The organism is Arcicella sp. GW822-FHT02H01 (genome assembly GCF_058802005.1).
Genome location: NZ_JBXANT010000001.1, coordinates 1,996,669 through 2,010,384 on the forward strand (window position 1 = coordinate 1,996,669; position 13,716 = coordinate 2,010,384).

General features: G+C 34.5%; 17 protein-coding genes. 6 read left to right on the forward strand and 11 right to left on the reverse strand.

What is annotated here, in order from left to right:
• Position 1: 1 nt before the first annotated feature.
• From AC1RNE_RS08460 to AC1RNE_RS08475, 4 genes are all read left to right on the forward strand, one after another.
• Positions 2–457 carry a response regulator gene (locus AC1RNE_RS08460; RefSeq protein ID WP_492800578.1) on the forward strand — a complete coding sequence of 152 codons (456 nt, stop codon included), beginning with the start codon at positions 2–4 and terminating at the stop codon, positions 455–457.
• 163 nt (positions 458–620) lie between these two features.
• Positions 621–1,610: a DUF2167 domain-containing protein gene (locus tag AC1RNE_RS08465; protein ID WP_492800579.1), complete on the forward strand. Its 990-nt coding sequence runs from the start codon at positions 621–623 to the stop codon at positions 1,608–1,610.
• A gap of 115 nt (positions 1,611–1,725) precedes the next feature.
• Complete coding sequence (gene purE / locus AC1RNE_RS08470; RefSeq protein WP_492800580.1) at positions 1,726–2,211, forward strand: 5-(carboxyamino)imidazole ribonucleotide mutase; 486 nt, start codon at positions 1,726–1,728, stop codon at positions 2,209–2,211.
• A 79-nt stretch (positions 2,212–2,290) separates the two neighbouring features.
• On the forward strand, positions 2,291–2,977 hold the full coding sequence (locus AC1RNE_RS08475) for a LysM peptidoglycan-binding domain-containing protein (RefSeq protein ID WP_492800581.1): 687 nt from the start codon (positions 2,291–2,293) through the stop codon (positions 2,975–2,977).
• 58 nt (positions 2,978–3,035) lie between these two features.
• Here AC1RNE_RS08475 and gpmI read toward each other — a convergent pair whose 3' ends face one another.
• The 7 genes from gpmI to eno all read right to left on the reverse strand — a co-directional run bounded on the left by gpmI (position 3,036) and on the right by eno (position 8,407).
• A complete protein-coding gene (gene gpmI / locus AC1RNE_RS08480; RefSeq protein ID WP_492800582.1) occupies positions 3,036–4,556 on the reverse strand; it encodes a 2,3-bisphosphoglycerate-independent phosphoglycerate mutase in 1,521 nt (506 codons plus the stop codon).
• Between the two features lie 179 nt (positions 4,557–4,735).
• Positions 4,736–5,335 (reverse strand): DUF1684 domain-containing protein, encoded by a 600-nt coding sequence (locus AC1RNE_RS08485; protein WP_492800583.1) that lies wholly within the window; start codon positions 5,333–5,335, stop codon positions 4,736–4,738.
• Complete coding sequence (locus AC1RNE_RS08490) at positions 5,336–5,839, reverse strand: low molecular weight protein-tyrosine-phosphatase (RefSeq protein ID WP_492800584.1); 504 nt, start codon at positions 5,837–5,839, stop codon at positions 5,336–5,338.
• A 131-nt stretch (positions 5,840–5,970) separates the two neighbouring features.
• The gene (locus AC1RNE_RS08495) at positions 5,971–6,279 is read right to left on the reverse strand and encodes an FtsB family cell division protein (protein ID WP_309913427.1); all 309 of its coding nucleotides are present in this window, start codon (positions 6,277–6,279) and stop codon (positions 5,971–5,973) included.
• A gap of 112 nt (positions 6,280–6,391) precedes the next feature.
• A complete protein-coding gene (locus AC1RNE_RS08500; RefSeq protein WP_492800585.1) occupies positions 6,392–6,796 on the reverse strand; it encodes a PIN domain-containing protein in 405 nt (134 codons plus the stop codon).
• On the reverse strand, positions 6,786–7,016 hold the full coding sequence (locus AC1RNE_RS08505) for a hypothetical protein (protein ID WP_309913421.1): 231 nt from the start codon (positions 7,014–7,016) through the stop codon (positions 6,786–6,788). Before AC1RNE_RS08505 ends, AC1RNE_RS08500 begins: the two co-directional genes overlap by 11 nt.
• A gap of 113 nt (positions 7,017–7,129) precedes the next feature.
• A complete protein-coding gene (gene eno, locus AC1RNE_RS08510) occupies positions 7,130–8,407 on the reverse strand; it encodes a phosphopyruvate hydratase (RefSeq protein WP_309913418.1) in 1,278 nt (425 codons plus the stop codon).
• Between the two features lie 225 nt (positions 8,408–8,632).
• On the opposite strand from eno, the gene trxA reads away from it, so the two are divergent.
• Positions 8,633–9,346 (forward strand): thioredoxin, encoded by a 714-nt coding sequence (gene trxA, locus AC1RNE_RS08515; protein WP_492800586.1) that lies wholly within the window; start codon positions 8,633–8,635, stop codon positions 9,344–9,346.
• A gap of 63 nt (positions 9,347–9,409) precedes the next feature.
• On the opposite strand, the gene AC1RNE_RS08520 is transcribed toward trxA, so the two are convergent.
• The 3 genes from AC1RNE_RS08520 to AC1RNE_RS08530 all read right to left on the reverse strand — a co-directional run bounded on the left by AC1RNE_RS08520 (position 9,410) and on the right by AC1RNE_RS08530 (position 11,987).
• On the reverse strand, positions 9,410–9,853 hold the full coding sequence (locus tag AC1RNE_RS08520) for a hypothetical protein (RefSeq protein WP_492800587.1): 444 nt from the start codon (positions 9,851–9,853) through the stop codon (positions 9,410–9,412).
• Positions 9,854–9,938: 85 nt separating this feature from the next.
• Positions 9,939–11,285 (reverse strand): hypothetical protein, encoded by a 1,347-nt coding sequence (locus AC1RNE_RS08525; protein WP_492800588.1) that lies wholly within the window; start codon positions 11,283–11,285, stop codon positions 9,939–9,941.
• Positions 11,286–11,450: 165 nt separating this feature from the next.
• Positions 11,451–11,987, reverse strand: coding sequence for an META domain-containing protein (locus AC1RNE_RS08530; protein ID WP_492800589.1), 537 nt, complete (start codon positions 11,985–11,987; stop codon positions 11,451–11,453).
• 97 nt (positions 11,988–12,084) lie between these two features.
• Here AC1RNE_RS08530 and purN point away from each other — a divergent pair, with 97 nt between their 5' ends.
• Positions 12,085–12,654, forward strand: a complete 570-nt coding sequence (gene purN, locus AC1RNE_RS08535; RefSeq protein ID WP_492800590.1) for a phosphoribosylglycinamide formyltransferase — start codon at positions 12,085–12,087, stop codon at positions 12,652–12,654.
• Here the strand turns inward: purN and AC1RNE_RS08540 are convergent, their stop codons facing one another.
• Entirely contained in the window at positions 12,655–13,680 is a 1,026-nt protein-coding gene (locus AC1RNE_RS08540) for a M28 family peptidase (RefSeq protein WP_492800591.1), read from the reverse strand. It lies immediately after the preceding gene.
• Between the last annotated feature and the right edge of the window lie 36 nt (positions 13,681–13,716).

Genomic DNA, 13,716 nt, shown 5'->3' on the forward strand with positions numbered 1-13,716 from the left:
CATGGAACAAAAGATAATTTTTTTAGCTGATGATGATAGGGATGATACGGAAATGTTTTGCGAGGCACTGGAAGACATAGACGATAATATTATATGTCATTGTGCAATTAATGGTGAAGAGTTTTTCAGGAAATTAGGAATGCTTAGTGAGAAACCTCAACTTATATTTTTGGATTTAAACATGCCAATTATGGATGGTTGGGAATGTCTTAAAAAATTGAAACACGACAAGAACTATAAAAATATACCAGTGATTATTATCTCTACATCATCGCATAAAGAAGACATGGTCAACGCCGTTAAACTCGGAGCAATATGTTATTTTGTAAAACCCAATAGTTATAACGAATTAATAGAGGTTTTACAGGCTATCACAAAAAATGTTGGTGAAGGTTTGATAGATGTAGTTAAAAATTTACAATACGGTGGCTCTACATATATCTATTCTGTAATATAGATAGTTCATAATAATGGCTAAATACAATTAAGCTATTCTATCTGTAAATTATGAAAGTTGTGATAGTATGCTACACAGCCCTAAACTTACCATTTAATAAATTATTTTCCTTTTTTCATTTATTAATGATATTTTTAAGGCTCACATCTTAAATTTTATACACATGAAAAAAACGTTAGGTCTACTACTGTTATGTATCTCTTTTTTTTATTCAGTATCTGCACAGAAAGACAAAAAAACCAGTGATGAGGAATCAAAAGCCTTGGCAGTGCAAGAAGCCTACATTGATTCCGTTGAGCATGCCATGAATTATCAACATGGTACAATCTTGCTAAAAAATGGTATTGCAAAAATTACCATTCCTGCTGGCTTTAAATTCCTAAATGCCGAACAAGCTAATTTTGTTGTAACTGACCTCTGGGGGAATCCTCCACAAGAATTATTGGGCATGATTTTGCCAGAAGGTGGAAAAGTGACTGATGGGTCAAGTTATTCTTTTATTATCCAGTGGGACGAAATGGGTTTTGTAAAAGATGATGACGCAGACGACATAAACTATGACGACCTGCTAGCTGACATGCAAGAAGATATAACTGCTGGCAATGAAGAACGAGTAAAAGAGGGTTATGGAAGTGTTAAGCTTGTCGGTTGGGCCGCAAAACCATTTTATGACAAAGAGCATAAGGTATTGCATTGGGCCAAAGAAATTAAATTTGATGATAGCGCCGAAAATACACTTAATTACAACATTAGGATTTTGGGTAGAAAAGGCGTGTTGATATTAAATGCTGTAGGTGGAATGTCTCAATTAGCCATGGTAAATAATGACATCAGCAAGGTTTTGAACATTGTAGAATTTACAGATGGCAATAAATACAAAGATTTCGACCCAGGTTTAGACGTTGTGGCAGCTGTAGGTATTGGAGGTTTAGTAGCAGGGAAAGTATTGGCTAAATTAGGGTTCTTAGGACTATTAGGTAAGTTTTTCCTTCCATTACTCAAGTTAGGTAAACTGGGTATTGTGGCAATTGGTGCAGGTTTAACAGCCGTCTGGCGTTTTATAACAGGTAAACGAAAAGAAGATGAGCCTGTAGCTAGTATTGACGAAGAATCGACAGAAAATACCTCTACTGAATCTTCTGAAAATGCTTAATCTTTAAGTCTTTATATTATTTTAAAAGCCTCTGCGTTATAGGAAGTAGAGGCTTTTTCGATTTTTCGACCTAAATTTGTATTCTTTATAACGCAATTTAATTTGTTATTGTACAATGGTAGGAATCATCATGGGTAGTATTTCAGACATTAAAGTAATGCAAGAAGCTGCCGACGTTTGTAAACAATTTGGAGTAGAGTATGAAATAGACATCGTTTCGGCTCATAGAACACCTTTAAAAATGGTTGAGTATGCACAGACTGCTCGTGAAAGAGGCGTTAAAGTAATCATTGCTGGAGCAGGCGGTGCGGCACACTTACCGGGCATGGTAGCTTCTGTAACAACGCTTCCTGTCATTGGTGTACCTGTAAAATCTTCCAATTCAATCGACGGTTGGGATTCTGTACTCTCTATTTTACAAATGCCCTCAGGTGTTCCTGTGGCTACTGTTGCTTTGAATGGTGCTAAAAATGCAGGAATTCTTGCTATACAAATGTTGGGTATTGAAAATCAGGAAATAGCTACTAAATTGCAAAATTATAAAAGCGAACTAAGCGAAAAAGTTGCAGAAATGGTTAATGAATTGAAGGGAAATAACTAGTTGTTTTAAATTAATTGATTATTTTAACAGTCGAAAACTCTTTAATTTTTTAAATAAACCTCACCAATCCTTACGAAATATGGAAGATTATCGTAATCCTCGCCCAGTTGAAGAAAACTCAAACATTCCAATGATAACCCTTTTGGTTTTAGTGGCATTGGTAATTGCTTTGTTGTATGTTGGTTGGCAGTCGATGAGTGATGAAACTACAAAAACTGAAGTTGTTTTAAGTACTGCTCCACAGTCGGATGCGATGAAAGGTCAAGACGATGCTGATCTTGTAACCGCTCCGTCAGAAATGCCTGAGGAGGATGTCGAAAATGAAGGCAAAAAGTCTTCAGAAAAAGCTGAAATAAAGAAGAAAGAAAAAGAAGATAAGAAAGTAGCTGAGAAGGAAAAAGAAGAGCCTAAAAAGAAAGAGGAAACAGCTAAACCCGAAAAGAAGACAACTGAAGTTGCCGTAAAAGGAACATCGTTTACCCATACAGTACAATCAGGCGAAACTTTTTATGGCATTGCCAATCGTTATCATCTTAGCAAGTCTGCTTTGCAAACGCTTAATCCTGATATTTCACCTGAGGGTATTAAAGTGGGAATTACTAAGCTGAATGTAAAAGTAAAAGCAATTCATACAGTAGGCCCCGGAGACATTCTGAGGGTAGTAGCCGAAAAATATGGCGTTAGCAAACAATTGATTATGACTGCTAACAAAAAAACAAAAGATATTACGGAACGAGGAGAGAAGTTAATTATCCCATTACCATAGAAAAAGGTCAGGTTTTTGAAACCTGACCTTTTTTATTATCTGATTGGTATCTCTAAAACTATACTAAGCTTAGACCAGTCATGATTGCTGGTTTTTCGACACCCATTAAATCTAAAATAGTTGGAGCAATATCCCCTAATTTACCGTTTTTGATTGCTTTTTTATCTTTGTCAATCAAAATACAAGGCACAAGGTTTAAGCTATGCTGTGTGTTTGGCGAACCGTCATCATTAATCATGTAATCAGCATTTCCGTGGTCAGCTAACACAATGACAGAATAACCGTGTTCAACACCTGCTGTTACTACGGCTTCTAACGATTGGTCTACTGCTTCGCAAGCATCAACTACTGCTTGGAAATCACCCGTATGCCCCACCATATCAGGGTTAGCAAAGTTCAAACATACAAAATCAGCTTTTTCTGCTGTCAAAGCAGGAACTAAACTATCACGTACTTCATATACAGACATTTCTGGCTGTAAATCGTAAGTAGCCACTTTCGGAGAATTACACAAAATACGGCTTTCACCTTCAAACTCTTCATTACGTCCACCCGAGAAGAAGAAAGTAACGTGTGGGTATTTTTCAGTTTCAGCAATTCTGATTTGCTTTTTACCAGCTTCTGATAGTATTTCACCCAATGTAGCAGGTAAGTTACTATCATCAAAAATAACGTTGATACCCGTGAAAGACTTATTATAATTGGTTAAAGTATAATACTGAATATCCAATTTTTTCATGCCATTCTCAGGAAAATCTTGTTGCGTCAAAGCTTTTGTAATTTCCTGTGGGCGGTCTGTACGGTAGTTAAAACACAATACAACATCACCTTCTTGAATAGTAGCAACAGGCACTCCGTTTTCAGTCACTAAAAGTGGGTCGATAAACTCATCTGTTACGCCAGCTTCATAAGACGCTGCAATTGACGCTAACACATCTTCTGTTGCTGTTCCAATCCCTTTTACCATCACGTCGTAAGCTTTCTGAATACGCTCCCAACGATTATCTCTGTCCATCGCATAATAACGACCCGTTACACTGGCAATTTTACCTACTGAGGTTGCTAGGAATGATGATAAATCTGCGATATATCCTTTACCAGATTTTGGGTCTGTATCACGTCCATCTGTAAAAGCATGGATATATACTTTTTCTAAACCATTATCTTTTAAAACATTGCACAATGCTTTTACATGATTGATATGTGCGTGTACGCCACCATCAGACACTAAGCCCATCAAATGAAAAGGTTTGTTATTATCTTTTGCATATTTGATAGCCTTTACCAAAACTGGCTCATGGCGAAGAGTATCTTGTTCAATCGCATCATTCAAACGTACCAAACTTTGTTTTACAGTACGACCAGCACCTAAGTTCATATGGCCAACCTCAGAGTTACCAAATTGTCCTTCCGGTAAACCAACTTCAGGACCGAAGGTAACTAAAGTACTATTTGGATTATTCGCCAAAATAGAATCATAAAATGGCGTTTTTGCTGCAATGATTGCCGAACGGTCTTCATAACCCTTCTGAGCTATTCCCCAACCGTCAAGGATGATTAAAATTACTTTTTTGTCCACGTATGTATTGCTTGATTTGTTTTATTAACGTTAGAAATTAGCTGTAAGTTTTGAGCAATGAGCTTTGAGCTTTGAGCTTTTATTTTTTGTAACTTCTGTAAGTAAGAGATTTCTGAGCATTAACATATTTATTAATATTTTTTATTCACAACTCATCACTCACAATTCATAACTCTTCCCTAATGTACTTTACCGAAAGTCTTCTCTCCTGCTTCAATTCCTACTGTTAAATGGTTTTCTTTAGGTGGAATTGGACAAGAATATCCATCACTAAAAGCACAATAAGGGTTATATGCTTTATTAAAGTCTAAAATTACGCTATCATTTTGAATATCGGTAGTTTCAAGGGCTAAATAACGCCCACCTCCATAAGTATCTTTTCCGTTAGTAGCATCTTTAAAGGGAATAAATAGGTAATTTTTATACTGAGGTACTCGCATTAGGCTTAGGCTTCTATATACGTTTAGCTCCATATTTTTGCCTTTTAATTGAAAGATTAACACTCCATATTTGAAATATTCTTGCTTCTGACCAGAGGATGTTGACATATTAAAAGGCTTAACATCTTCTGATTTTTTAAAGGTGCAATTCACACGATAGTTTACATCTGGTTCATAAAACCTTAGATAAGATAAATCTGTTTCTTTCAAAGGGCTACTCTTACTATCTAAAAACTCCTTCTTATAGTTTTCTCGATGATTAGCAATGCTATCTTGGTACGATTGAGCCAAGAGTTGGTTCGAAATAAACAATAGGCATATTAATAAGAACCTCTCCATTTACAAATCATGTTTAATAATTAAGAAATCTAAAAATGTTTCAGCACAACGATTGACAATCTGATAGACTTCCTCAAAATTAGTTGAATTTCCATAGTATGGGTCTGGCACTTCCAATACTTTGTCTGTTGTCGTATTCGTATTATCGAACTTTCTATACAAAAAACAATTTTCAGCTGGCTGTTTTATACCGACAGACCTAGCACTAATTGTCTGGATATTTTCCATATTATAGTTGTCCATCGCTACAATATAATCAAACACCGAAAAATCTTCGCCCGATAGTTTCCTGCAATGGTGCGTAAGCTTTAGGTCATGCGACTCTGCATTTTTCCGTGTTCTAGGGTCAGGCAAGTCACCAATATGATAGGCATGCGTTGCCGCAGAGTCACACAGAATGACACGCTGTAAACCACGAGCCTTTACGGCTCTTCTAAAAGTTTCCTCCGCTATTGGCGAACGGCAGATATTACCAGTACAAACAAATAAAATTTTTAACATCATTTTTTAACGCTAACAATTCTGGGCTACATTCAAGCTAAGAATTGTGTAAAATAAAGCTGGAATGCAAATTTCACAAAAAAACCTGTAAAACAGGAGGGTTATTACAGGCTCAATTCATTTTTAATTATTTTTTATTTTTCAATCGGCTGATTATCTTCGTCAACTATTACAAAAATCTCTTCGTTGGGCTTTTTCATCAGGTACTTCTCGCGCGCAAATTTTTCTATCAAGCTCGAATTGCCCATTACTTCTATTTTTTCTTTTTCTACCTCCTTCAATTTTTGAGCATAATAAGCAGTTTCGTCTTCTAATCGCCCTAACTCTCGGTACATTTTAAACTGACTAAAAACATTATTATCATCAAAAAAAATCATCCACACCACCAATACTGATAGCGTAAGGGTATAAAATCGATATTTTACTAAGAGTAATCTTCTCATGGTAAATCAAGAATAATTTAATTTTCAAAAAAAGTTTACCATATTTCTTATCTTGACGAACAATGGCAAAACCTAAAATTATTAATTTAAATATAGATTACTATTTAATATATTAAGGCTGATGTTTAATTAATCTCAAGCCAAAATTAATTAAATGATCGAAATCATTATCAGTTGTATGTAATTCTAAATCAAAATAAGTAGCCATTGTTGCAATCCATAAATCATTTTTTCCCATATTTCGAGAAGAGACTCCAAGAGGTAATGGATATCCTTTTAATTTACCCTGACTATAAGCATCTACTTGAGCATATATTTCTGTCAGCTCTTCAGTTATTTCAACTAATGGAAACAAGCTAAAAAGACTATTCATAAATAATACTTTCTGTATTCCCCAGTCTGATTTAATTGCAAAAGATTTTAATTCTCCAACAACTGGAATAGGGATAATTAACTTTGGAGGAAGGTTTTCAGCTTTACGAATATGTTTAATGAGCAAATTTGTGTCAAAAATCATGTTCTTTATTTTCGTCTTTCAGTATAGAATCCATTCTATTATTTTCTTCGTCATTGAAACCAAGATTTGGCACTTCAATTTCTTTACTTGCACAAACAGTTTCTAAAAAACGTTCAATCCCCCATCGCTTAATATCTTCTGGACGATAGCTATTATATTCACCCTTTTTCAAAAGGGGAATTATATTATTCGTTTTTTTATGTGATAACCTTTGTGTCATATTCAAAGCTTTTTACAAATATACTGATTTTGATAGTTTGTTTCTAACTGACATGCATAAAAAAGAGCCTTGCAAAAAATACTGCAAGGCTCTTTTAAATCTGTTATTTCCAATTAGAAATTCAATCCTGGGAAGTAAGCGTTTGCGCCTAATTCTTCTTCGATACGAAGTAATTGGTTGTATTTTGCCATACGGTCTGAACGAGAAGCCGAACCAGTTTTGATTTGACCTGTGTTCAATGCTACTGCTAAGTCAGCAATTGTAGCATCTTCCGTTTCACCTGAACGGTGAGACATGATGTTTTTGTATGAATTACGTTTCGCTAAGTTAATAGTATCAATCGTTTCAGTTAAAGAACCAATTTGGTTTACTTTTACTAATACAGCGTTAGCAACACCTTGTTCGATACCCATTTGTAAACGTTTTACGTTTGTTACAAATAAATCGTCTCCTACTAATTGAACTTTGCTACCAATCAATTTAGTTTGCTCTTTCCAACCAGCCCAGTCATCTTCAGCCATACCATCTTCGATAGAGATGATTGGATATTTATCAGCCCAAGTTTTCCAGTAAGCAGCCATTTCCATGTTGTTCAATTGCTTGCCATCAGATTTCTTGAATGTATAAAGACCAGTTTCTTCGTTATAGAATTCAGAAGCAGCAGCATCCATTGCGATGAAAATTTCTTCACCTGGTTTGTAACCTGCTTTTTCGATTGATTGTAAAACGATTTCGATTGCCTCTTCGTTAGATTTGATGTTTGGTGCAAAACCACCTTCATCACCTACGTTTGTTGAATATCCTTTAGATTTCAATACTCCTTTCAAAGCATGGAAAACTTCAGTACCCATACGCAAAGCGTGTGAGAATGACTCAGCTTTAGCTGGCATTACCATGAACTCTTGGAAATCGATTGAGTTATCAGCATGAGAACCACCATTCAAGATGTTCATCATTGGTACTGGCAAAGTGTTAGCATTAACACCACCAATATAACGGTATAAAGACAAACCAGACTCTTGAGCTGCCGCTTTAGCTACTGCCAAAGAAACACCCAAAATAGCGTTTGCTCCTAAATTACCTTTGTTAGATGTTCCGTCTAACTCAATCATCAAACGGTCAATCATATTTTGCTCAGAAACTTCTAAGCCCCACAATTCTTGAGCGATTTTAGTATTTACGTTTTCTACGGCTTTTAAAACACCTTTACCCACGTAAACGCTTTTATCCTCATCACGTAATTCAACGGCCTCGTGAATACCTGTTGAAGCTCCAGAAGGCACAGCGGCACGTCCAAAAGCACCATCTTCGGTACGGATATCTACTTCGATTGTTGGATTTCCACGAGAATCCAAAATTTGTCTTGCGTGTACATGTTGAATTGCACTCATTTTGCGTAAATTTTGTTTTTGGTTATAAACGGAGGGAATTTTTGTAAATTAGATAATACTCTCTCTTGTTCAAATAAAATATTTCTTCAATCGTTGAAAATTAAATCTATTTTCGCATGATTTGAATACTTTAATTAAATATTGAGAACAAATTTAAGCCTTTTTTCAAGATTGCTTGTACTTTTCTAATACTTTCACTGTTAGTTAATTTTAATACTAAAAATAATGAAAAATATTATTCGCACATTTATATTTTTAACCATACTTTCTATTGCAAATATAAGCATAAGCCTCTCACAAGTTTTGTCTACAGCAGAATTTCAGAAAAAATATTCTGAAAACACTAATGCCCAACTTATAGATGTTCGTACAAATGGTGAATATGGCGGTGGACATTTGGCAAAAGCCCAAAATATCAATTATAGAAGCCCAGATTTCATACAAAAAATAAATGCGTTAGATAAATCTAAACCAGTATTTGTGTATTGCTTATCTGGTGGAAGAAGTAAAGCGGCTGCGGAAGTATTAAAGCAAAATGGATTTACTACGGTTTATGACCTTCAAGGTGGTTATTTGAAATGGACTGCTAGTAATTTACCCGTAGAAGATTCAAAGGAAAATACCAGTGCAAAGGGCTATAGCAAAACAGAGATTGATGCTATTTTGAAAGAAAATGAAGTAGTAGTGTTAGACTTTTTTGCTTCGTGGTGTGGACCATGTATCAAAATGATGCCTAGCGTAGATAAGCTCTCACAGGAATTATCAGGAAAAGTGAAATTTGTAAAAGTAGATGCCGATGCCAGCAAAGCTGTGGTAGAAAACTATAAAGTAGATGAAATCCCGACTTTTATTGTTTTCAAAAATGGCAAACAAGTAAAACGTTCTACTGGATATTTGGAAGAAAAGGCTTTACAGAAAATGATTGTGAATCAGCTTTAAATAAAAAGCCTTCTTAAAAGGCAAATTTTAAGAAGGTGACTATCTATAAATAAAATCAGATTTCTAAAAAGTAGTTAAATCTCCATAGAATTTTTCCTTTTTCAACAATTCTCCATTGCTAAAAGTTAGCTTCCATTCCTGAGGGTCATAATTAGGACATCGCTTTAATGCAATTTCTTGTCCTGTAAGATTTGGTGATGGGGTATTAGTATTATCACATAAATCAGCTTTAACTAACTCATTCAACTTTTTATGCAAAACCGAATCAGCTCTGAATAAATGCTGAGTTCCATCATAAATTAAAGTTAACCGATTGGATATAAAAGTATATCTACTAGGTGGGAATTTAGCGATTTCAGACATTGAACCAAACATCGTTACTACCACTTCACATTTATTAAATGTCTGATTTTTTACTAATATTACAGGAATTCCTCTTTTAGTTTTTTCAAGCTGATTTACTTTTACATAGTCATTAAAAAAAGTAATAAAAGTTGAATCTTTCATGAGAGATAGACTTAAGTTTTGTCCAACACTAAGACAGCTTCCATTAAGCAATAAAATAATGAATAAAGAGACCTTATTTTTCATATCAAAATAAAAAAGAATTACACCCCATTAATTGAGAAAATGAAAACTTGATTCCTAGAGAACCTTGATTATTATATTCAATTATACCTTCTGCTCCTAAAATATAAGCATGAATACCATATAATGATATATAATTGTCATTTTTGTCACCTGTACTAGGTAATTGAGGATTACCATATGAGGTTGCGGGGTGCGTATGGATATATCCTAAAACTAAATATACTGTTCCATCATAAGTTTTATAACTTAGTTTATTATTTGAGTTTAAATAAAAGCCCCCTAATAAATCAAGATGTGAGCTTTGTTCGGTATTTTCTACTTCGTCACCATCTGGAGTGAAACTAACTACACCATTATTATTGTGTGATATAGCCCTTTTACCACTTGTAGGCATAACTAATAAGCCTTTGTCTGTTAACAAAGCTGCTTGCTCTATTAAGGGATACTGGCTTCCATCAGGATTTGTAGCCAAGCTACTGTTCCACATTTTTTTAAAAGTTGTACATTCTTTTTGTTTGGAATATAAGCCTGGTGTTAGGATAGTATCTATTGGTATAGGAGGTGGAGGCTCAGAATTACCTCCTCCTCCTGTATTACCTGGATCTGTATCTTCTGTACTGTCACAAAGTGTATATAAATACTCCCAAGTTTTAGATCCATCTTCATATGTAGTGACCTCATAATAAGCATTACATGTAATTGCTTCTATTCTTGTAGCACTTGTATTTTCTTTAAAATCGGAGCCCTTCTTTATTAATACCTTTTTAGTGCTTATTGAACCATAATCAAATCTATATGAGCCTTGCTCTGTTTTATCAAGACTCATAATATTTATAAATCCTGAAAAATCGCTTATAAATTTATCATCTACAAATCCAAGTACGATTTTTTCAATTGAAAGCTTATTAATCGTAGATACAGCAAAAATTATTTTACCATCTATTATTTGATTTTTTTTATCAAAAAAAATCGCTAACCTATACCAAAAATGATAATGCCCAATCTCAGATATTGATGTATTTTTCAAATAAACTGGTATTAATAAAACTTTTCCATTTTTGCTTTGTATGACACTAGCTTTATTATTCCAGATAGGAGCAAAGGCAGTTTTTTTTCCTTTCCTTTCTATATTTTCAATCTCCTTAGTATACCAATGCTGAACTAGTAATATATCATTTGATTCAGGTATTAATGTAAGTTGCTTATAATCATCACTTACTTCATTACTTTTTATACCAGAAATAGATACAGGCTTTATGTCCTCATCAGATGCAATAGTAGTACAAGATTCTAATCCAAATAGAATAATTAAGGTGAATACAATTAATTTAAATAATAGGTTTTTCATGTAAGACAATTAAAATTTATAACAATATATTTCGTTGAAAAGAACTATATTAATAATATTATATATAACAATAATAGTGCTTTTTAAGGTAAAATATTTTCAAATATAGTAAAATACATTACGTTAATTATACATGATTGAAGAATTTTTCTTCATTTTTAGATTTTATCTCTTTCTAACAAAAAGCATTTCATCATTTGGAATTTTAACTCTTAGTAAGATATTCATGCCATCTTCTATCTTAACTTTTTCACCTACAGAAAGACCATTTAAGTATTTTATTTCAAAAGCCATTGCTTCATTGCTACCTGCCATTTTTGTTTGTGCTATGGCACCACTAGTTATCGGTGTCCATGCTCTCCACGAAGAATCAGTAGTACCTAAAGTAATTTCTCCGTTATAAGTATTTACAGACGAACTACCTGCAATATCCAGCTTTTTTCTATTTGCAGCAGTCGTATTATATAATACCTCTAAATTAGCAGGGAAATCTGGCGTACTTGCTTTTAATTTTTCTTTTTCAATGTCTAAACTATCTTCCTTGACATACCCCACAAACTCCCATTTACCAACCAGAATATCTGTCAGAGTAGGCACTGGCGAGCATCCACATAATGGTGTTGGGTCAAGTGTAATACCGCATGCCCAAACAAATGTGGTTAATAATGCAACCACTAAAGTACGATAAAGATTCTTTTTCATGATTTAGATATTTAGTTTTAACAAAGACGCAGAAAAGTTAAGTTTGGTTGTAAATCTATGCTTAAATTTGTTTGAAATTTGTTAAATCCAATCTATTTTGTCTAAAAATATTGCCATTTTCGCTTCTGGTTCGGGCTCAAATGCCGAACGTATCGTTGAATATTTCTCAAATTCAACGGAAATCAACGTGAAATTATTTCTTTGTAACAACCCCCAAGCGGGCGTAATTCAAAGAGCCGAACGCCTGAATATTCCTTTGGTGATGTTCAATCGCCAACAATTCAAGTCGGGCGAAGTAGTTGATATTCTCAAAGAAAATGAAATCGACTGGGTAATTTTGGCTGGTTTTTTATGGCTGGTTCCTCAAAATGTGGTAGAAGCTTTTTCCAATAAAATTATCAATATTCATCCAGCTCTTCTACCAAAATTTGGTGGCAAAGGAATGTACGGACATTTTGTTCATGAGGCCGTTGTTGAAAATAAAGAAACAGAATCAGGCATCACGATTCATTTGGTAAACGAACATTACGACGAAGGCGCTATTATTTTCCAAGCATCTTATCCAGTATTACCTACGGATTCACCAGAGGATGTAGCTAAAAAAGGACAAGTATTGGAACACAAACATTTTCCAGCAGTAATTGAAAAAGTCATTCTTGGTGAATGATTACTTCAATGTTCCTTCACGATTGGCAATATCCCAAGCGGTGTAAAATATCAATTGGGTTCTTTTTTTAAGGAGCCCAAAATCTATTTTATCAACATCATCCGTAGGTTGATGATAGTCTGGGTGTTCGCCATCGAAGTAAAAAATAATGGGAATATGATTTTTGGCAAAATTATAATGGTCTGAGCGATAGTACAATTGTTGCGGATGCGATTCTGAATTATAGCTATAATCTAAAGCCAGTTTAGTGTAAAGTTCATTATTGTGTTCGCTCAGGGCATGAAGTTCTTTCGAAATTTTATCCGAGCCTATCAAGAATACATAATCTTTCTTATCCAAATAGGTATTATCTATTCGTCCAATCATATCGATATTTAAATCACAAACTGTATTTTTAAGCGGAATTACTGGCTTTGCCACATAATATTCCGACCCTAGCAAACCAAATTCCTCTCCTGCAAAAGCAATAAACAGAATACTTCTGCGTGGACCTCTACCTTGTTTTTTTGCTTCAGAAAATACCCTTGCCATTTCCATCATTGCTACAGTACCTGACCCATCATCGTCTGCGCCATTGAATACTGTTCCATTTTTTGTACCGATGTGGTCGTAATGGGCAGAGATAACCAATACTTCCTCTTTTTTATCTGTTCCTTCCAAAAAGCCCATCACATTTTCGGTGGCTATTACACTTTTGGCACGGCGCATTCTATCACTCGGATTTAGCATCACACTATGCTGTTTGCCAAAATATTGCTTGATGTAAAATGGCTGAAAGTAGGAGCCTACGGTATCTCCCGAAACAATCGCTTCTAGTCCATGTTCTTGAAAATGATTCGCAATGAAAACTGCCGCTATTTTTTGTTCTTTCGAGCCTGTCAAACGTCCTCGTAAGCTATCGCTTGCTAAAAAAGTCAAATTGCTTTGCAGGTTTGCTATCGAAATAGTATCAGCAAAATAAGTAACCGTAAGTTCGTCAGAAACAGCACTGACTAATATAAATAGACAAAAGAAGTACTTTTTCATAAATAGATTAACAAATTTAGGCTCCAATCTGGAATA